General features: G+C 70.8%; 19 protein-coding genes. 10 read left to right on the top strand and 9 right to left on the bottom strand.

Features of this window, described 5'->3' with window-relative positions; all coding sequences use genetic code 11:
• Positions 1 to 3: 3 nt before the first annotated feature.
• The 5 genes from cobT to ACE37J_RS10165 are packed head-to-tail and all read left to right on the top strand — an operon-like array spanning position 4 to position 3,440.
• The gene (gene cobT / locus ACE37J_RS10185; RefSeq protein WP_409710943.1) at positions 4 to 1,050 is read left to right on the top strand and encodes a nicotinate-nucleotide--dimethylbenzimidazole phosphoribosyltransferase; all 1,047 of its coding nucleotides are present in this window, start codon (positions 4 to 6) and stop codon (positions 1,048 to 1,050) included.
• On the top strand, positions 1,047 to 1,784 hold the full coding sequence (cobS, locus tag ACE37J_RS10180) for an adenosylcobinamide-GDP ribazoletransferase (RefSeq protein ID WP_409710941.1): 738 nt from the start codon (positions 1,047 to 1,049) through the stop codon (positions 1,782 to 1,784). The genes cobT and cobS overlap by 4 nt, the downstream gene beginning before the upstream one ends.
• Positions 1,781 to 2,296, top strand: coding sequence for a histidine phosphatase family protein (locus ACE37J_RS10175; protein WP_409710939.1), 516 nt, complete (start codon positions 1,781 to 1,783; stop codon positions 2,294 to 2,296). The genes cobS and ACE37J_RS10175 overlap by 4 nt, the downstream gene beginning before the upstream one ends.
• Positions 2,289 to 2,783 (top strand): bifunctional adenosylcobinamide kinase/adenosylcobinamide-phosphate guanylyltransferase, encoded by a 495-nt coding sequence (cobU, locus tag ACE37J_RS10170; RefSeq protein WP_409710937.1) that lies wholly within the window; start codon positions 2,289 to 2,291, stop codon positions 2,781 to 2,783. The genes ACE37J_RS10175 and cobU overlap by 8 nt, the downstream gene beginning before the upstream one ends.
• A 42-nt stretch (positions 2,784 to 2,825) precedes the next feature.
• Positions 2,826 to 3,440: a thiamine phosphate synthase gene (locus ACE37J_RS10165; protein WP_409710935.1), complete on the top strand. Its 615-nt coding sequence runs from the start codon at positions 2,826 to 2,828 to the stop codon at positions 3,438 to 3,440.
• 1 nt (position 3,441) lies between these two features.
• Here ACE37J_RS10165 and ACE37J_RS10160 read toward each other — a convergent pair whose 3' ends face one another.
• From ACE37J_RS10160 to ACE37J_RS10125, 8 genes are all read right to left on the bottom strand, one after another.
• The gene (locus tag ACE37J_RS10160; RefSeq protein ID WP_409710933.1) at positions 3,442 to 4,497 is read right to left on the bottom strand and encodes an ABC transporter ATP-binding protein; all 1,056 of its coding nucleotides are present in this window, start codon (positions 4,495 to 4,497) and stop codon (positions 3,442 to 3,444) included.
• Positions 4,498 to 4,505: 8 nt separating this feature from the next.
• Complete coding sequence (locus tag ACE37J_RS10155; protein ID WP_409710931.1) at positions 4,506 to 5,330, bottom strand: carbohydrate ABC transporter permease; 825 nt, start codon at positions 5,328 to 5,330, stop codon at positions 4,506 to 4,508.
• The gene (locus ACE37J_RS10150; protein ID WP_409710929.1) at positions 5,327 to 6,199 is read right to left on the bottom strand and encodes a carbohydrate ABC transporter permease; all 873 of its coding nucleotides are present in this window, start codon (positions 6,197 to 6,199) and stop codon (positions 5,327 to 5,329) included. The genes ACE37J_RS10155 and ACE37J_RS10150 overlap by 4 nt, the downstream gene beginning before the upstream one ends.
• 70 nt (positions 6,200 to 6,269) lie before the next feature.
• Entirely contained in the window at positions 6,270 to 7,523 is a 1,254-nt protein-coding gene (locus ACE37J_RS10145; RefSeq protein ID WP_409710927.1) for an ABC transporter substrate-binding protein, read from the bottom strand.
• 160 nt (positions 7,524 to 7,683) lie between these two features.
• The gene (locus ACE37J_RS10140; protein WP_409710925.1) at positions 7,684 to 9,447 is read right to left on the bottom strand and encodes a PQQ-dependent sugar dehydrogenase; all 1,764 of its coding nucleotides are present in this window, start codon (positions 9,445 to 9,447) and stop codon (positions 7,684 to 7,686) included.
• 57 nt (positions 9,448 to 9,504) lie between these two features.
• Positions 9,505 to 10,359 carry a lysophospholipid acyltransferase family protein gene (locus tag ACE37J_RS10135; RefSeq protein ID WP_409710923.1) on the bottom strand — a complete coding sequence of 285 codons (855 nt, stop codon included), beginning with the start codon at positions 10,357 to 10,359 and terminating at the stop codon, positions 9,505 to 9,507.
• Positions 10,352 to 11,155 carry a GNAT family N-acetyltransferase gene (locus ACE37J_RS10130; RefSeq protein WP_409710921.1) on the bottom strand — a complete coding sequence of 268 codons (804 nt, stop codon included), beginning with the start codon at positions 11,153 to 11,155 and terminating at the stop codon, positions 10,352 to 10,354. The genes ACE37J_RS10135 and ACE37J_RS10130 overlap by 8 nt, the downstream gene beginning before the upstream one ends.
• Before the next feature lie 139 nt (positions 11,156 to 11,294).
• Positions 11,295 to 11,480 carry a DUF3553 domain-containing protein gene (locus ACE37J_RS10125; RefSeq protein ID WP_409710919.1) on the bottom strand — a complete coding sequence of 62 codons (186 nt, stop codon included), beginning with the start codon at positions 11,478 to 11,480 and terminating at the stop codon, positions 11,295 to 11,297.
• A 32-nt stretch (positions 11,481 to 11,512) separates the two neighbouring features.
• Between ACE37J_RS10125 and ACE37J_RS10120 the strand changes: the two genes are divergently transcribed.
• The 5 genes from ACE37J_RS10120 to ACE37J_RS10100 all read left to right on the top strand — a co-directional run bounded on the left by ACE37J_RS10120 (position 11,513) and on the right by ACE37J_RS10100 (position 16,410).
• Positions 11,513 to 12,115, top strand: coding sequence for a histidine phosphotransferase family protein (locus tag ACE37J_RS10120; protein WP_409710917.1), 603 nt, complete (start codon positions 11,513 to 11,515; stop codon positions 12,113 to 12,115).
• 85 nt (positions 12,116 to 12,200) lie between these two features.
• Positions 12,201 to 13,208: an LLM class flavin-dependent oxidoreductase gene (locus ACE37J_RS10115; RefSeq protein WP_409710915.1), complete on the top strand. Its 1,008-nt coding sequence runs from the start codon at positions 12,201 to 12,203 to the stop codon at positions 13,206 to 13,208.
• Complete coding sequence (gene aroQ / locus ACE37J_RS10110; protein ID WP_409710913.1) at positions 13,205 to 13,645, top strand: type II 3-dehydroquinate dehydratase; 441 nt, start codon at positions 13,205 to 13,207, stop codon at positions 13,643 to 13,645. Before ACE37J_RS10115 ends, aroQ begins: the two co-directional genes overlap by 4 nt.
• A 212-nt stretch (positions 13,646 to 13,857) precedes the next feature.
• On the top strand, positions 13,858 to 15,522 hold the full coding sequence (locus ACE37J_RS10105; RefSeq protein WP_409710911.1) for a Y-family DNA polymerase: 1,665 nt from the start codon (positions 13,858 to 13,860) through the stop codon (positions 15,520 to 15,522).
• Between the two features lie 66 nt (positions 15,523 to 15,588).
• On the top strand, positions 15,589 to 16,410 hold the full coding sequence (locus tag ACE37J_RS10100; protein WP_409710909.1) for an alpha/beta hydrolase: 822 nt from the start codon (positions 15,589 to 15,591) through the stop codon (positions 16,408 to 16,410).
• Between the two features lie 112 nt (positions 16,411 to 16,522).
• Here the strand turns inward: ACE37J_RS10100 and aspS are convergent, their stop codons facing one another.
• Positions 16,523 to 18,307, bottom strand: a complete 1,785-nt coding sequence (gene aspS, locus ACE37J_RS10095; RefSeq protein ID WP_409710907.1) for an aspartate--tRNA ligase — start codon at positions 18,305 to 18,307, stop codon at positions 16,523 to 16,525.
• Positions 18,308 to 18,487: the final 180 nt, after the last annotated feature.

The following is an 18,487-nucleotide window of genomic DNA, read 5'->3' as shown; positions in this document are numbered from 1 at the left end:
TTCATGCTTTCGCGACTGTCTTTCGCCGTGCCGGACGCCGCACTTTCCGCTCGCATTTCCGCGCGTATCGACGGCAAGACGAAGCCGCCTGGCTCCCTCGGGCGGGTTGAGGCGCTGGCGCTCCGCCTCGCGCTCGCCCAAGGGCGGGAGGCGCCGAACGCGCGCGCGGCGCTGCTCCTCTGCGCGGGGGATCACGGGCTGAATGCCGAGGGCGTCTCCGCCTGGCCCTCGGAGGTGACGGCGCAGATGGTCCTCAACTTCCTCGCAGGCGGCGCGGCGGCGAACGTCTTCGCGCGGGCGGCGGGGGCGGAGGTGCGGGTGCTTGATTGCGGAGTGGCTGCGCCCCTGCCGGACCATCCCGGACTTATGCGCGCCGGGATACGCGCCGGAACGCGCAACGCGCTGCGCGAGGATGCGCTGAGGGCGGAGGAGGTATCGGCCGCGCTCGCTTTCGGGGCGGATCAGGCCCACGCCGCCGTGGAGGGGGGCGCCGGGGTGGTCCTCCTCGGCGAGATGGGGATCGGCAACACCTCCGCCGCCGCGCTTCTCGCCCACGCATCGCTCGGCCTGCCGCTCGGCCCGCTGGTCGGCCCCGGCGCGGGGCATGACGCGGCGGGGCTGGAGCGCAAGCGCGCGGCTCTCGAAGCCTGCGCGGCGCGGCGGCCCGGGCCGCTCTCTCCCGAGGACGCGCTCGCGGCCTTCGGCGGGCTTGAGATCGCGGCGATGGCGGGCGCCGCGATCGGCGCGGCCGCCGCTCGCGCGCTCGTGCTCGTGGACGGGTTTATAGCCACCGCCGCGGCGCTTCTGGCGTTGAAGGCGCGGCCCGGGCTCGCGCCCTTCCTCCAGTTCGCGCACCGGGGCGCGGAGCCGGGCCATGCGGCGATGCTGGAGACCGCGCCGGAGGCGGGCGCGCCGCTGCTCGATCTCGGGCTCCGGCTGGGCGAGGGCTCCGGCGCGCTCCTTGCCCTGCCGCTGGTCACGGCGGCCGCGGCGATGCTGAACGAGATGGCGAGCTTCGAGAGCGCGGGCGTTTCGGGGAAGGCCGGGTGAGGCGGGAGTTCGCCCGCGTCCTTTCCGCCGCGCAGCTCCTGACCCGGCTGCCGCTTCCCGATCCGGGGTGGGAGCGAGGGCGGCTGGCGCGGGCGGCGCGGTGGTATCCGGCGGTCGGCTTCCTCCTTGCCCTGCCGGCGGCGGGGCTCTGGCTGGCGCTGAACCTCGCGCTGCCTTCGGCGGCCGCGGCGGGGCTGGCGCTCCTCCTCCTCATCGTCCTCACCGGCGGTTTGCATGAGGACGGATTGGCCGACACGGCGGACGCTCTCGGCGGCCATGCGCCGCGGGAGCGGGCGCTGGAGATCATGCGGGATTCAAGGATCGGAACCTACGGCGCCCTGGCGCTTGTCTTTTCGCTCGGTCTCCGCTGGGCGGCGCTCGCCTCGTTCGATCCCGAGGCCGGCGCGCTCGCTCTGCTCGTTGCGCTGCCGGCGGGACGGGCGGGAATCGCACTGACCCTCGCGCTCGGGGCCTATGCGCGGGAGGAGGGCGCGGCGAGGGAGGCGGCGGGGACGACGCGGGGCGAGGCGGGCTTCGCGATCCTGACGGCCGCCTGCGCCGCGCTCCTCTGCGGGGCCGCCGGAATGCTGGCGCTGGCGCTGGCGCTAGCCCTCGCGGCGCTGCTTCTCCGCTTCACGACAAGACGGATCGGCGGCTATACCGGGGATACGCTCGGCACGGCGGAGCAATTCGGGCATACGGGCGCGCTTCTGCTGCTGGCGGGGCTCCTGTGATCCTCTACCGGCATCCGACGCCAGCGGCGGAGCCCGGGCTCTGCTACGGGCGGCTCGATATCGGGCTAGCACCCTCGGCGCGGGCGGAGATCGCGGCGGCGCGGCGGGCGGCGCCGCCGCTCCGGCTCGTCATGGCCAGCCCCGCCTTCCGGGCCCGCGCACTGGCGGAGGCGCTGGCCGAGGCTTCGGGAGCAACACTTCGCTTCGACGAGCGGCTGCTGGAGCTCGATTTCGGGGCCTGGGAGGGGAAGCGCTGGTTCGCCATTCCCCGCCGCGAATCCGACCCTTGGGCGGAGGACCCGCGCCGCCGCGCGCCGCCGGGGGGCGAGACCTTCGCCGCGCTCGAGGCGCGGGTGCTGGCGGCGGCGGCGGAGGCCGGGCCGGAGGCGGCGCTGGTGACGCATGCCGGGCCGATCCGCGCGCTCCTCATCGCCCGGGCCGGGCTCAGCTTCGCCGAGGCTTTCGCCCGGAAGATCCCGTTCGCGACCGCGCTGGAGGCGCCCGATGCCTGAGATCACGCTCATCCTCGGCGGCGCCCGCTCCGGCAAGTCCGCGCGCGCGCTGGCGCTCGCGGCGCCGCCCCGCGCCTTCATCGCGACGGCGGAGGCGGGGGACGGGGAGATGGCGCAGCGCATCGCCCGGCACAAGGCGGAGCGGGGGGAGGACTGGGCGCTGATCGAGGCGCCGCTCGACCTCCCCGCGGCGCTCGCGGAGGCGGGCGGGCGGACGGCGCTCGTCGATTGCCTCACGCTCTGGCTCTCGAACCTCATGGCGGCGGGGCGGGAGCCGGAGGCGGAGACGGCGCGGCTGATCGCGGCGCTGAGGGCGGCGCAGGCGCCCGTCATCCTCGTCTCGAACGAGATCGGCCTCGGCCTCGTGCCGATGGAGCCGCTCTCCCGCCGGTTCCGGGACGAGCAGGGGCGCCTCAACCAGCGCATCGCCGCGGCGGCGGACAGGGTGGAGTTCGTGGCGGCGGGGTTGCCGATCCGGTTGAAGTAGCGCCCCCTTCCCCGCCCGCCCCCGCTCCGCTATGGAGCGGCGATGACCGAGCCTCGCCTCTATCTCCTCACCCCGCCGCTTTCCGAGGGCGCGTCCTTCGCGCCGCTGCTCGACGCCGCGCTCTCCGCCGCGCCCTGCGCCTGCGTGCGGCTCCGCTTCGCTGCGGAGGAGGAGGGGGTGATCCGCGCCGTGGCGGACCCTTTGCGCGAGGTCTGCCTCGGGCATGACGTGGCGCTGGTCCTGACCGATCATTTCCGCCTCGCCCGCCAGCTCGGGCTCGACGGCGCGCATCTCGCCAATCCGCGGCTTTCGGTGCGGGAGGCGCGGAAGGCGTTGGGGGAGGAGGCGATCGTCGGCGCCCATGCCGGCGCCTCGCGCCATATGGGGATGACGCTCGCCGAGGCGGGGGCGGATTACGTCTCGCTCGGGCCGGTGGCGGAAAGCGCGCTTGGCGCGGGGGAGATCGCGGAGCAGGAGCTCTTCGAATGGTGGGCGGAGGCGATCACCACGCCCTCGGTCGCTGAGGGGGGGATGACGCTCGCGCTGGCGGAGGCGCTGGCGCCGCATGCGGATTTCATCGCTGCGGGCGCGGCGATCTGGTCCCACCCGGAGGGGCCGGCGGCGGGCGCGCGGGCCTTCGCGGCGCTCCTGGACTGACTCAGCCGATCCGCCGCCCCGCCTCGTCGAAGAGGTGGATGGCTTCGGCGGGGGCGGAAACGGAGAGCCGCTCGCCCCGCTTCGCGCCGGCGCCCCTTGGCAGTTTGACGATCACCGACGCCGCGCCTTCGAGATCGAGATGCGCAAGCTCCGCCTCCCCGAGGCGCTCGACGAGGGAGACGCGGCCGGAGAAGAGCGCGTCTTCCTCCGCCGCCGGCGCGAGATCCTCGGGGCGGACGCCAATGGTTCGGGCGCGGGCCGCGCCCTCCCCTAGGCGGAGCGGGGCGCCGCCTTCGGGGCGGACCTCTTCGCCATCCGCCTCCGCGGCGAGGAGGTTCATCGCCGGGGAGCCGATGAAGCCGGCGACGAAGCGGGTGGTCGGGCGGGAGTAGAGCTCCATCGGCGCGCCGACCTGCTCCACCCGACCCTCGTTCAGCACCACGATCCGGTCCGCCAGCGTCATCGCCTCGACCTGGTCATGGGTGACGTAGATCATCGTCGTCCCCTCCATCCGCTCATGCAGGGCGGCGATCTCCACCCGCGTGCGGGCGCGAAGCGCGGCGTCGAGGTTAGAGAGGGGCTCGTCGAAGAGGAAGACGCGCGGGTCCCGCACAATGGCGCGGCCGATGGCGACGCGCTGGCGCTGGCCGCCGGAAAGCTCCTTGGGCAGGCGGTCGAGATAGGGCTCCAGGGCGAGCATCCGCGCCGCCTCCCGCACCTTCTCCTCCACCGCATTCCGCCCGGCTCCGGCGAGCTTCAGCCCGAAGGCCATGTTCTTCCGCACGGTCATGTGCGGGTAGAGCGCGTAGGACTGGAACACCATTGCGACGCCGCGCGCCGATGGCGGGCGGTCGTTCATCAAGTCCCCGTCAAAGCGCAACTCGCCCGACGTGATCTCCTCCAGCCCGGCGATGAGGCGCAGGAGGGTGGATTTTCCGCAGCCCGAGGGGCCGACGAAGACGACGAATTCGCCTTTCTCGATAACGAGATCGACCTCGCGGATCACCTTCGCGGCGCCGAAGGATTTCGAGACTTTTTCGAGGCTCAGACGGGCCATGCGTTCTCCTATCCCTTCACCCCGCCCGCGGTGAGCCCGGCCACGATCCGCCGCTGGAAGATCAGGACGAGGATCACGAGCGGCATGGTCACGGTGACGGAGGCCGCCATGATCGGGCCCCATGGCGTCTCCTGCGCCGAGGTCCCGGAGATAAGCGCGATGGCGACCGGCGCCGTCCGCATCTCGGCGCTGGAGACGAAGGTGAGCGCGAAGAGGAACTCGTTCCACGCCTGAATGAAGGCGAGAAGCCCTGTCGTCACCATAGCCGGCCACATCAGCGGCAGGAAGACGCGCGTGACGATGACGAAGGGCGAGGCGCCATCCATGATCGCCGCCTCCTCCACTTCCTTCGGCAGGTCGCGCATGAAGGTCGTCAGCACCCAGACGGTGAAGGGCAGCGTGAAGATCATGTAGCTGAAGATCAGCGCGCCGTGGGAATTGTAGAGGCCGAGGACGCGCACCGTCTCGAAGAGCCCGGCCAGCACCGCGATCTGCGGGAACATCGAGACGGAGAGGATCGTCATCAGCATCAGCCCCCGCCCGCGGAACGGGATGCGCGCCAGCGCGAAGGCCGCCGTCAACCCGAGGCCGAGGGAGATGGCGACAGTCAGCGTCGCGACAAGGATCGAATTGAACACGTTCCGCCCGAACACGCCCTGCCCCAGCACGAACGTGTAATTCGAGAGGTCGAAGGCCTCCGGCAGGTAGTTCGGGGTGAAGACCGCCGTGCCGCTCTCCAGCGAGGTCAGGATCGCGTAGTAGAAGGGAAAGAGCGCGAAAAGGAGGATCGCCACGATCAGCGCCCAGAAGCCCGCCGCCTTCGCCAGCTTCATCGCGCGCCCCCGAGAGTAAGCCGCGCCACGCGGATATAGCCGAGCGTGACGAGGGCGACGACGAGGAAGAGCATCGTGGAGGCGGCGGAGCCGTAGGCGAACTGGTCGAACTGGAAAAGGTTTTCCTGCGCGAGGACGGACATCGTCCTCGTCTCCGAGTTGTTCGGCGTCATCACGTAAATGATGTCGAAGACGCGGAGCGCGTCGAGCGCGCGGAAGATGACGGCGACAAGGAGCGCCGGCGCGACAAGCGGGAGCGTCACCTCGCGGAAGACCTTGAGCGGATGCACACCGTCCACCCGCGCCGCCTCGTAGATGTCCTCCGGGATCATCTGGAGCCCGGCGAGGATGAGGAGCGCCATGAAGGGCGTCGTCTTCCAGATATCCACGATCATCACCGCGATCATCGCCGTGTCCGCCGAGGCCACCCAGGCGACCGGGGCGGAGATGAGGCCTAGGCGGAGGAAAAGGTCGTTGATGATCCCGAACTGGTCGTTCAGCATCCAGGCCCACATCTTGGCGGAGACGATGGTGGGGATCGCCCAGGGTATCAGCACCGCGGCGCGGACGAGGCCGCGGAACGGGAACTTCTGATTGAGGGCGAGCGCGATGACAAGGCCGAGCGCCGTCTCGATGCTGACAGTGACGAAGGCGAAGCAAAGGGTGTTCCAGACGGCGCGCCACCATTGCCCGTCCGCCAGCAGGCCGAACCACTCCCCCTCCCCGTCGCCATAATCGAACCATTCGAGATAGTTGGCGAAGCCGACCCAACGCGCCTCGTCAAGGTTTCCGAGCGAGGCGTCGGTGAAGCCGAACCAGATGGTCCTCGCCAAAGGCCAGCCGGCGACGACCAGCAAGGTCAGCATCATGGGCGCGAGGAAGAGCGCCGCCGTGCGGCGCCGGCAGCCGCCTGTCGTTCCTCCCCGCTTCAAACCCGCCTCAGTCCCAGCCCGGGCCCTTCAGCCGCTTGAGCCGCGCCTCGAGCCGCGCGAGGTTGCGCGCGGCGTCCCCGTTTCCGGAGAGCGTGGCGTGCACCGCGTCCCAGAACTCCTTGGAGACCTCGTTATAGTCGCCCTTCGTGGGCGCGGAGGGGCGCGGAACCGCGTTCAGGAATATCTCCTTCCACTCCGGGATGATCGGCTGCGCCGCCGCGATCTCCGGATCGTCATAGAGCGCAGGGCGGGTCGGAAGGCTCGAATTGCGCACGGCGCGCAGTTTCTGCGCCTCGACGCCGGTGAGAAACAGAACCAGCTCGATCGCCGCCTCCGGCTCGTCGGTGTATTTCGAGACGGCGAGGTTCCAGCCCCCGAGCGTCGCAGCCGAGCCAGAGCCGCCGGAGGGAAGCGGGGCGACGGCGAAACGGTCCTTGACCGCGCTGTCCTCGCCCTGCCCGAGCGCGTAGGCGTAGGGCCAGTTGCGCATGAAGGCGGCCTTGCCCGTCTGCCAGACGCCGCGGCTCTCCTCCTCCTTGTAACCGAGCACGCCCTCGGGCGATATCGTCCCGATCCAGCCGGCGGCCATGTCGATGGCCGCGGCAGCTTCAGGGTTGTTGATGGAGATCGTCCCGTCCGCCTCCACGATCCCGCCGCCGCCATGCGAGGCGACCCATTCGAGCGCGTCGCAGGTCAGCCCCTCATAGGCGGCTCCCTGAAAGACAAAGCCGTGGAAGTCGCTCTCTCCCTTCGCGCGCTCGCCCTCCTGGATGGTCCGCGCCGCCTCCTCCAGCGCCGCCCAGGTCTCAGGCACGGAGAGGCGGTACTCCTCCAGAAGGTCAGTCCTGTAATAGAGCGCCGGCGCGTCGGCGTAGAAGGGGAGCGCGATGAGGCGGCCGTCCACCGTCTGCGATTCGATGATGGAGGGGAAATGATCCTTCGCGGCCTCGCGCCCCCTTTCCCCGAGGTCGAGGAGATGATCGGCGAGCTGCGGCGCCCAGACGATGTCCGTCCGGTAGACGTCGATATCGCCCGCGCCGGCGGAGAGCCAGAGCCGGTATTGCGCGAACTGGTCTGTGGTGGAGGACGGCATCTCCACGATGGAGACGGTATGGCCCGTCATCTCCTCGAACCGGTCGAGATTGCCGCGCAGCGTCTCGATGTCCCGTCCGATGGCCCCGGATACGATGGAAAGATCTGCGGCGCCCGCGCCGGAGGCGGCGAGCAGCGCTGCGATGGCGATGGCCGGTCCCTGTCTCATCGTCTTCGTCTCCCGTGACATGCGGAGAGCGGGCCGGGCTTTCGCCCCGCTTCGCCGCGGCGTTTCGTGGATCGATTTTTTCCAATGATAGAGAGCCCGGAGGCCACTTGTCAAAAAACGGCGCCGCTTTTTGGCAATCTTCAACGAGGATTCATCAAGATTAGAAAATGAAATCATTAGCTTGAAGCGCTGCTGCCGCGACCGCGTGAAAGGTGACCGAACCGCTTCCTCCCAGCGCCGACAGATCGAGACGCGCGCCTTCCGGCCCGTCCGACAGCGCCTGCGCAAGGGCTTCGAACCCTTCGAGGCGGAGCGCAGAAAGGTCCGCTATGTCCGACCCAGCGCGGAAGCCCCGCACATCGTCGTCGCCGTTCCGGCGACCGAAGACGAAGACATCCGCCCCGCCGCCGCCGATGAGAGCGTCATCCCCGCCGCGCCCCTCGATCCGATCCCGCCCGGCGCCGCCGCGGATGATGTCCGCGCCTGCGCCGCCCTTGAGCATGTCCTCCCCCCCTCCACCGCGCAGCGTGTCCTCGCCCGCCTGGCCAAAGAGCCGGTCGTCGCCCGCGCCGCCGAGGATGCGGTCGTCCCCTGTTCCGCCGCGAAGCGTATCGTCCCCCGCTCCGGCCGCGGCGCCGAATTCCAGCCGGAACAGCGCGCCGCGCAGCGAGACGGCGTAGAGCGCGCCGTCCGGCCCGGTCGCGAACGCGGCGACGTTCTCCGGGAGGCCGTCCCCGCCGAACTGTTCGGTCCGCTCCACTGCGTCAACGGCGGCCCCGTCGACGGCGCGGAGGGTGAAGAAGCGCCCGGTGACGAAATCCGCGAAGACATAGGCGCCCGCGAGCCCCCCGCCTTCAGGAACGAAACCGCCGCCGGTGACGGACACACCGAGATCGCGGGAATAGTCGAAAATCGGGTCGGTCAGCCCTTCCGTCGGCCCGCCGGCGAAGGGCACGAAGCCCTCGCGGATGTTCCAGCCGAAATTGATCCCGCCCGGCGCGCCCGCGGGATGGAGGCTGATCTCTTCCCTCTGGCCCTGTCCGACATCGCCGATCAGGAGATCGCCCGTCTCCGGGTCGAAGCCGAAGCGAAAGGGATTGCGGAGGCCGAAATCCCAGATCTCGGGCGCGCCGCCCCCCACGGCGAAGGGGTTGTCCGCCGGGATCGCGTAGTTGCGCGCCGCATCGGCGGGAAAATCGTCGCCGTCGATGTCGAGCCGCAGGATCGCGCCGAGGAGCGTGTCGGGGTTCTGGCCGTTTCCGTCCGGGTCGCCGCGCCCTCCGCCGTCGCCGACGGAGACGTAGAGCATCCCGTCCGGCCCGAAGGCGACAGTGCCGCCATTGTGGTTGGTGCGGCCGGGATGCTGAATCTCGATCACCGTACGCCCGCTCCCCGGATCGGCGCGCGACGGATCGTCGGCGTCCCGCCTGAACTCTCGCACCTCGACATTGCCGGCGTCGTTCACGAGGTGGAGGAAGAAGCGGCCGTTCGCCGCATAATCCGGGTGGAAGGCGAGGCCGAGCAATCCCTCCTCCCCCGCGGTGGAAATCGCGCCCTCGGGCAGGTCGAGGAAGGGCGTCGAGCTTCCCGTTTCGAGGTCGAACCGGTGGACGGCCCCGTTCTGCTGCTCGACGAGGAAGAAGGCGTCATCCCCCGGCGCGACGGCGGCGAAGACGAGCCTGTCGAGCCCCGTCTCGATCCGGGCGGAGTTGATGAGGGTCGAGCCGCCGCCGGGATCGTCCCCGATCAGGGTATCGTTTCCGGCGCCGCCTCGAGCCCTGTCCGACCCTTCGCCGCCAGTCAGCCGGTCGTCGCCGCCAGCTCCAGCCAGCCGATCCGCACCCGAAAGGCCGCTTACGACGTCGTCCGCCGCGCCGCCGCGAAGGCTCCCGTCATTTCCAGCCCGTCCGTCGATCCGCGCCATGAGAAATCTCCGCCCTGCCGCGCGAGCCTAGGGGCGACAGGAGCCAACGCGCAACCTTCAGGCGAGCGCTTCGGCCGGAAAGGCGCTCCTCACCGCCGTCTCGCAATGCGCTGTCAGCGCCTTGCGGTCCGCCCAGTCCACGGCGCGCGAAGGCTCGTGGAACACGATCTCCACTGTCCCGCCGCGGGAGCGGCACGCGACCTCCCAGATATGCCCTTCAAAGGACATGGAGCCCCACCAGCCGTAGAAGTTCACCGGCAGGCCAAGCCGCGGCGAGGGGCGGTAGACGAGGGAGACGGGCTGCACCATCGCTTCCTCATGCACCCCTTCGATAAAGAGGACCGACATCAGCGTGGACTTGAACGGCAGGACGCGCAGGCCGTCCGTGCTCGTCCCCTCGGGGAAGAGACAGAGAAGCTCGCCCGCGACGATCCGCTCGAGGAGGTCCGTTTGCTGCCGCTTGGCGTGGCTCCGCTTGCGCTCGATGAACACCGTCTCGCAAAGCTCGGCGACGCGGCCGACGCCAGGCCAGTCCCGCACCTCCGCCTTCGAGACGAAATTGATCCGCGTGACCGAACGGAGGGCGAGAATGTCCGCCCAGGAGGCGTGGTTGGCCACAAGGACGCCGCCCTTCCTGATGGGGCGGCCACGCACCACGGGCTTCAGCCCGAAAAGCGCCAGCATGAGGCGGGACCAGAACCGCGCCGCGCCGTACTGAAAGGTCACGCGCGGGCCGAAACGGCCCTTGAGCCATTTCCCGAGAACGAAGACGAGGAGAAGCACGGCCGTCACGATCAGCGCCGCCGCGATCCGAAGGCCGCCGCGCAGCTTCTGCAACTGTGTTGCGGGCGGGAGCGCGGGGGGCTCCGCCTCCTTCCACGTCAGCGTCGCGCCCGTCGCGATCTCAGCCAAGGATGCGATCCGTCGCGCCGCGGGATTCGCGCTGGTAGAAGTCGCGGTAGCGGTTCACCATGCGCGTCGTGTCCATGAGAAGGCACACGTCCACCGTGTTGAAGGCGTGGTCGATGAAGGCGCCGTCCCCGACGAAGCCGCCGAGCCTTATATAGGCCTTGATAAGCGGGGGGATCTGCCGCATCGCCTCGGCGCGCGAAAGCTTTTCCGGCGGGATCACGTCCATCGGCACGAAGAACTCCTCCCGCGTGCGAACGCGGAGATCTTCAGGCGCGAGATGGTTCCAGTGAAGCCACGAAAGCGGGACAGCGAGTTTCGCCGGGTCGTTCCCGTGGAAGCTGGCCACCCCGAACATGATCTCGACGCCATGGTCCGCGACATATTGGCCAAGCCCGGTCCACAGCAGGTGCATCGCCGCGCCGCCGCGGTATTCGGGGCCGACGCAGGAGCGGCCAAGCTCCATCGTCTCGCGAGGATAGTTCTTGATCTTGGTGAGGTCGTATTCGCTTTCGCCGTAGAAGCCGCAGCCCTTCCTCGCGACCGCGCCACGCAGGAGGCGGTAGACGCCGGCCACCCTGTCCAGCGGGTCCTCCGGCTTCGCCTCGTTGTCGATCAGCAGAAGATGGTCGAAATGCCGGTCAAACGCATCCCGCTCCCGCCGGAGTGCACGGTCTTCTTCCGACGGGCGGGCTCCCATCTCCTCAACGAAAACGCGATAGCGGAGCCGCTGCGCGGCGGCGACATCCTCTTCGCTCTCCGCCAGCCTTAAGGTGAACCGGCCTGCGTCGATCCGCAATGCAACGCTCCTTTGCGCGCGGGCGCCTCCCCGCGATCGGCGCGGACATTAGGTGAGCGCCGGATACGACGCAACAAGCCCCGGGGAAAGCCTGTTAACCATCATGGCGACGCAATGCCCTATGCTGGCCCGAATGGCGTCATTCCCAATCCGGGGCGACCAGCTCCAGATCGGCGGCGCCCCCCTGGAGGACGAGCTTGCCCGCATGCTGAAAATTGATCGTGATCCGCCCGCCAATATTCGACTGGACCTGCCCGAGCCCCCAATCAGGCCGGGCCCGGCTGCGAACGATGGCGCCAGGCTCATAGGGCGCGGATCGGCTCATCGGGCTCAGACCTCTCTTCCGGAGGCGGCGCGATGAGCGACGAACTCGCCGTCGCCGGCCTCGTCGCCTCGCGCATCTGCCACGATCTCATAAGCCCGGTTGGCGCGATCGGCAACGGTCTGGAATTGCTGGGCCCGGGCGGCGGCCATGAGGACGTCATCGACCTCATCGCCGATTGCGCCGGCGCGGCGAGCGCGACGCTCCAGTTCCTGCGACTCGCCTTCGGCGCGCGGGACCCGGCCGAAGCGATCGGGCGCGGGGAGCTGGAGGCGGCGGCCGCCGCCCATTTCTCCCGGCGGAAGGTGACGCTGGACTGGTCGGCGGCCCCCGGCTCGCTCCGTTTCGCGGAGGGGCGGCCGCTTCTGCTCCTCGCGCTCGCCGCCGCCTCCGCGCTGCCGCGGGGCGGCGTGCTGACCCTTGCGCGGGCGGACGCCACGCCGCTCGCCCTCGAATGGCGCGCCTCTGGCGCCTCCGTTTCGCTCTCCCCGCGGATCACGGCGCTGATCGACGCGCGGCCCGCCGTGGGCGAGGTTGCGCCGGGGGAAGCGCATCTCCTGCTTCTCTGGATGCTCGCGGAGAGCGCAGGCGCGCGGCTCTGGCGCCGGGAGGCGGATGCGGCCTTCGGCGTGAGCTGAACCCCGTCCGCGCTCAACGCGGACTCGACGGGCGCGCGCGGCTTCGGCATCTTCCCGCCACACTCGGCGAAGAAGGAACCAAGCCATGCGCGCCTATTCCCTGCTCGACCTCGCGCCGATTCCCGAGGGCGCGGCGGCGGCGGATGCGCTCCGCAACAGCCTTGAGCTCGCCCGGATGGCGGAAGAGAGCGGCTATCGGCGGTTCTGGCTCGCCGAACATCACAACATGCCTGGCATCGCCAGCGCGGCCACCGCGGTGGTCATCGGCCATGTCGCGGCGGGGACGAAGACGATCCGGGTCGGCGCCGGGGGCGTGATGCTGCCGAACCATGCGCCGCTGGTGATCGCGGAGCAGTTCGGCACGCTCGCTGCGCTCTTCCCGGGGCGGATCGACCTCGGCCTCGGCCGCGCGCCGGGGACGGACATGCTGACCGCCCGCGCGCTGCGCCGGCACCTCGCCGGGCCGGAGGATTTCCCCTCCGACGTGGCGGAGCTGATCGGCTATCTCGGCGCGCCGCGGGATGGGGCGCGCATCCGGGCGGTGCCAGGCGAGGGCTCGAACGTGCCGGTCTGGATTCTCGGCTCCAGCCTCTACGGCGCGGAATTCGCCGCGCATTTCGGTCTGCCATACGCCTTCGCCTCGCATTTCGCGCCGTTCGCGCTCGAAGAGGCGCTGACGCTTTATCGCGCGCGATTCCGGCCCTCGGCGCATCTGGCGAAGCCCTACGCCATCATGGCCGTAGGCGCGACTTTGGCGGAGACGGACGAGGAGGCGCGTTATCTCCGCTCTTCCCAGATACTCGGCTTCGCCAATCTCCGGATGGGGCGGCCCGGCCCCCTGCCCCGCCCCGTCGAGGACCTGTCCGCCCATCTGCCGCCCGAGGCGATCGCGCAGGCGGAGGCCGCCTTCTCCTGCGCCGCGGTAGGCTCGCCGGCGACGGCGCGGCGGCGCTTCGCGGAACTCGCCTCCCGCTATCGGCCGGACGAGATCATGGTCACCGGCATGATCCATGACCACGCGCTGCGCCTACGCTCCTTCGCCCTTGCGGCGGAGGCGCTGGCCGGGCTCGTCGACGAGGCGGCAGCCGCATGAAGAAGATGGTGTTCCTGCTGAACGGGCCGAACCTCAACCTCCTTGGCAAGCGCCAGCCCGAAATATACGGGCGGGAGACGCTGGCGGATGTCGAGGCGGCGGCGGCGGCGATGGCGGGCGAACTTGGCCTCGGGCTCACCGCCTATCAGTCGAACCATGAGGGGGCGCTGGTGGACCTCATCCACCGGGCGCGGGAGGAGGCGGCGGCGATCGTCATCAACCCCGGCGCCTACAGCCATACGTCGGTGGCCATTCTCGACGCGCTCAACGCCTTCGAGGGCGTGGTGATGGAGGTGCACATCTCCAACATCCACAAGCGGGAGAGCTTCCGCCACCACTCCTTCGTCTCGGCGCGGGCGGATGGGGTGATCGCCGGCTGCGGGACGGAGGGGTATCTCCTCGCGCTGCGGCGGATCGGGTCGCTGCTTCGCGGCTGAAGGGTCTGGCGCGAATCGACGGGCGCAGCATATAAGAACATAACAGGAACCATTACCGGGTCGCCATGCCGAAGAGCCGTCCAGGGGAGCGGATGCCCGGCGCGCGTTCCTTCGTCGATCTCTTCGCCCGGACGTGAATGCGCAACCTTGGGACAAAGCAGCATTCCGCCGGAAGCCGGCCGGCGCGCCCCAACCGCGATCGCCCGTGAACCATGCCCCCGCGCCGCCGCATCCTCTCGCTCTGGCTGCCGCATTTCGCGGCGGAATGGCGGCTGCGCCGGAGCGGCGCGGGGGCGGACGGGCCGGCCTTCGCCCTGGTGGAGGAGATCTCCGGGGCGCTCCGGCTCGCCTCGGTCAACCGCGCGGCGGCGGCGTCCGGGCTCGGCGCCGGCATGATGCTGACGGATGCGCGGGCGATCCAGCCCGATCTCCTGACCCGCCCGGCAGCGCCGGAGCGGGAGGCGGCGGCGCTCGCCGGCCTCGCGCGCTGGGCGGGACGCTGGAGCCCCCTCGTCGCCGCGGAGCCGCCGGGGCCGTGGACGGGCCTCGCGCTCGACATCGCGGGGGCGGCGCATCTGTTCGGCGGGGAGGCGGAGACGCTGACGGAGGCGCTGGAAGCGCTCTCCGATCTCGGGTTCACGGCGCGGGGCGCGGTGGCGGATACGCGCGGCGCGGCCTGGGCGCTCGCACGCCATGCGGCGGGGGCGAGGCCCGGCGGCGCGCCGGGCGGGGATGCGGTGGCGGCGGATGCGCGGGCGACGCGGGTGCGGAGCCCGCGCCGCCCGCGCCCGCCCGCGGCGCCGCCCGCGCCGCCGGCGCCGCCGCTCGTCGTCCCCGTCGGCGGCGCGCGGGCGGCGCTTGCGCCGCTGCCGGTCGCCGCCTTGCGCCTGCCGGAGGCGGTGACGGAGCGGCTGATGCGGCTCGGGCTCCGGCGGATCGAGGAGCTGACGCTCACGCCCCGCGCCGGGCTCGCCCGCCGCTTCGGCGCGGAACTCGTGCTCCGGCTCGACCAGGCGCTGGGCCATGCGCCGGAGCCGATCTCCCCCCTCCGGGCGGAGCCGCCGCTTTCCGCCCGGATCAGCTTCCCCGAGCCGATCGGCCTCGTCGCGGATGTCGAGGCGGCGGCGCTCCGGCTTGCGGAGCGCGTCTCCGCCCGGCTGACGGAGCGGGGGCTGGGGGCGCGCCGGCTCCGCTTCTCGCTCCGGCTCGCGGAAGGGGGGTGGGCGACGGCGGAGATCGGGCTCGCCCGGCCGGGGCGGGACCCGGCGCGCCTCCTCGCCCTCCTCGCGCCGAAGATCGCGGCGATGGAGACCGGTTTTGGCGCGGACGCGGCGCGCCTCGCCGTCACGGAGGCGGAGCCCTTCGACGGCGGGTCGCGTCGCGGCCATTTCGAGGCGCTGGCCGAGGCGGAGGCGCGGCGTGACGCCGGCGGGGGGGAGGATTTCGCCGATCTCCTGACGCGGATCGGCGCGCGGATCGGGCTCGAGCGGCTCACGCGCCCCCTGCCGGCGGAGAGCCACATCCCGGAAAAGGGCTGGATCATCGCACAGGCGGCCTATGCCGCGCCGCCCGAGGGCGGCTGGCCGGACCGGGGGCGCATCCGCCCGCTCGCGCTCTTCCCGCCCGAACCCATGAGTGCGGAAGGCTCCGCCCGGCCGCCCGCCCGGTTCCGCTGGCGCGGCCGGACCTGGAGCCTCGCCCATGCCGAGGGGCCGGAGCGGATCGCACCGGAATGGTGGCTCGACGACCCGGCCTGGCGCTCCGGCCCGCGGGATTACTGGCGGGCGGAGACGGAATGCGGCCGCCGGCTCTGGCTCTTCGAGGCGCTGGGGGCGGAGCGGCGGGGGGAATGGTTCGCGCAAGGCGAGTTCGCCTGAGGCCCCGCCCCTCGACAATCCGCGCCGCATCCGCCCTTCTGTCGGCCTGAGGACGAGGAGGGCGCGATGGACGAGACGCGGATCGAGGATTGGGACGACGCCTACGCCAATGGCGCCCATATCGCCGGGGCCGCGGACTATCCGCCGCGCTGGGCCGCGGCGGCGGCTTCGTTCCGGGAGGCGCTGGGAGCGCGGGCCGAACTCGACCTCGCCTATGGGCCGGGTGAGCGGCAGAGGCTCGACCTCTTTCATCCCGAAGGCGCGGCCGAGGGGCTCGTCGTTTTCATCCACGGCGGCTATTGGCGGGCCTTCGACAAGTCCACCTGGTCATGGCTCGCGGGCGGGCCGCTGGCGCGGGGATGGGCAGTCGCCATGCCCTCCTACACGCTCGCGCCCGATGCGCGACTCTCGGCGATCACGCAGGAGATCGGGCGCGCCGTCGCCTTCGCCGCGCGGCGCGTTCCTGGCCCGCTGCGGCTGACCGGGCATTCGGCGGGCGGGCATCTCGCGGCGCGGATGATCGCGGAGGGCGGGCCGCTCCCGGCCGACGTTCTGGCGCGGGTCGCGCGCGTCGTCTCCATCTCGGGCGTGCATGACCTGCGGCCGCTCCTCCGCACGGCGATGAACGCCGACCTCCGGCTCGACGCCCGGGAGGCGGCGGCGGAAAGCCCCGCGCTCCTCTCCCCCGTTCCGGGCGCGCGGCTCCTCTGCGTCGCGGGGGCGGAGGAGCGGCCGGAATTCCGCCGGCAGAACGCCCTCCTCGCCAACATCTGGGCCGGGCTCGGCGCGGCGACGGCGGCGGAGGAGATCCCGGGCCGGCACCATTTCGACGTGATCGACGGGCTGGCGGAGCCGAGGAGCCGGCTGGTGGAGGGGCTGCTCGGTTGAGCCGCGCGAAGGGATGCGCACATTGCGCAGGGGGGCCATGTATCTGATTATAAATAGAAATCAGAAATAGCGGTTTGCGCGCCGAAGCGCGCCCGCCGCCTGACCGGAGGCCCTACCCCTTCGGCGCGAGCCTGAGCCCCAAATCCCTGAGCTGCTCGTTCGTCGGCGCGGCGGGGGCACCCATCATCAGGTCCTCGGCGCGCTGGTTCATCGGGAACATGATGACCTCGCGGATGTTCTCCGCATCCGCGAGCAGCATCACCATCCGGTCGATGCCGGGCGCGATGCCGCCATGCGGCGGCGCGCCGTAGCGGAAGGCGTCGATCATGCCGCCGAAATGCTCGTCCACGAAGGTCTTGTCATGGCCGACGATCTCGAAGGCGCGATACATGATTTCGGGCTTGTGGTTCCGGATCGCGCCGGAGGAAAGCTCCACGCCGTTGCAGACGATGTCATACTGGTAGCCGAGCACGTCCAGCGGGTCCGCCGCGTTCAGGGCTTCGAGGCCGCCCTGCGGCATGGAGAAGGGGTTGTGCGAGAAGTCGAGCTTCCCCGTCTCCGGGTCGCGCTCGTACATCGGGAAATCGACGATCCAGCAGAACCTGAACTCGTTCTTCCAGTCCCCGTTCGGCTGAAGCTCGGCCCAGATCACGTTGCGCGCCTTGCCCGCGACATCGACGAACTTCGCCGGGTCGCCGCCGAGGAAGAAGGCGGCGTCCCCCGCTTTCAGGCCAAGCTGGAGGCGCAGCGCTTCGGTCCGCTCCGGGCCGATGTTCTTCGCGAGGGGGCCCGCGCCTTCGAGCGCGCCCGCCTCCTCCCGCCAGAAGATATACCCCATCCCCGGCAGGCCCTGCTTCTGCGCCCAGGCGTTCATCCGGTCGCAGAAGGCGCGGGAGCCGCCGCCCGGCGCGGGGATGGCGCGGATCTCCATGCCGGGGTTCTCCAGCATGGAGGCGAAGACCTTGAAACCGGAGCCGGCGAAATGCTCGCTCACCACCTGCATCTCGATCGGGTTGCGAAGGTCCGGCTTGTCCGAGCCGTATTTCAGCATGGACTCGCGATAGGGAATGCGGGGGAATTCCTTCGTGACGGGGCGGTCGCCGCCGAATTCCTCGAAGACGCCCCGCATCAGGGGCTCGATGGCCTGGAACACATCCTCCTGCTCGACGAAGCTCATTTCGAGGTCGAGCTGGTAGAACTCGCCGGGGCTCCGGTCCGCCCGCGGGTCCTCGTCCCGGAAGCAGGGGGCGATCTGGAAATAGCGGTCGAAGCCCGCGACCATGATGAGCTGCTTGAACTGTTGCGGCGCCTGCGGCAGCGCGTAGAACTTGCCGGGATGGAGGCGGGAGGGGACGAGGAAATCCCGCGCGCCCTCGGGCGAGGAGGCGGTCAGGATCGGCGTCTGGTATTCCATGAAGCCGAGATCGGTCATCCGCCGGCGGATCGAGGCGATGACCTTCGAGCGGAGGATGATGGACTGGTGCAGCCTGTCCCGCCTCAGGTCGAGGAAGCGGTATTTGAGGCGCGTCTCCTCGGGGTAGTCCAGCTCGCCGAAGACGGGGAGCGGCAGTTCCTCCGCCTCGGAGAGGACTTCAAGCTCGCGCGCGAAGACCTCGATCTCCCCGGTCGGGATCTTCGGGTTCACGAGTTCGGGCGCGCGGGCCTTCACCACGCCGTCGATGCGGATCACCCATTCGGCGCGCACGCGCTCGACATCCCGGAAGGCCGGGCTGTCTGCATCCGCGATGATCTGGGTGACGCCGTAATGGTCCCGCAGGTCGATGAAGAGCACGCCGCCATGATCCCGCACGCGGTGCACCCAGCCGGCGAGGCGGACGGTCTCGCCCACATGGGCGGCGCCGAGGGCGGCGCAGGTATGGCTGCGATAGCGGTGCATCTTCGTCTCCCGGAAAGGCAGGGGCGGAGAAACGACAGGGCGGCGGTCAAGTCAAGGAGCGGGGGGAGGGCGCGGAGCCGTGACGCCTTGAGGTCGCTCTCAAGTGGCGCTCGGTCAACATTCGGCTCCACGGCCTCGATCAGCGGCCTTCCGGGGGAAGGCCGCAGAGGCCGTCGCCCG

Source organism: Pikeienuella sp. (assembly GCF_046290545.1).
Classification (GTDB): domain Bacteria; phylum Pseudomonadota; class Alphaproteobacteria; order Rhodobacterales; family Rhodobacteraceae; genus Pikeienuella.
The sequence above is the reverse complement of the archived record's forward strand: the minus strand, read 5'-3'. Positions and strand labels throughout refer to the sequence as shown.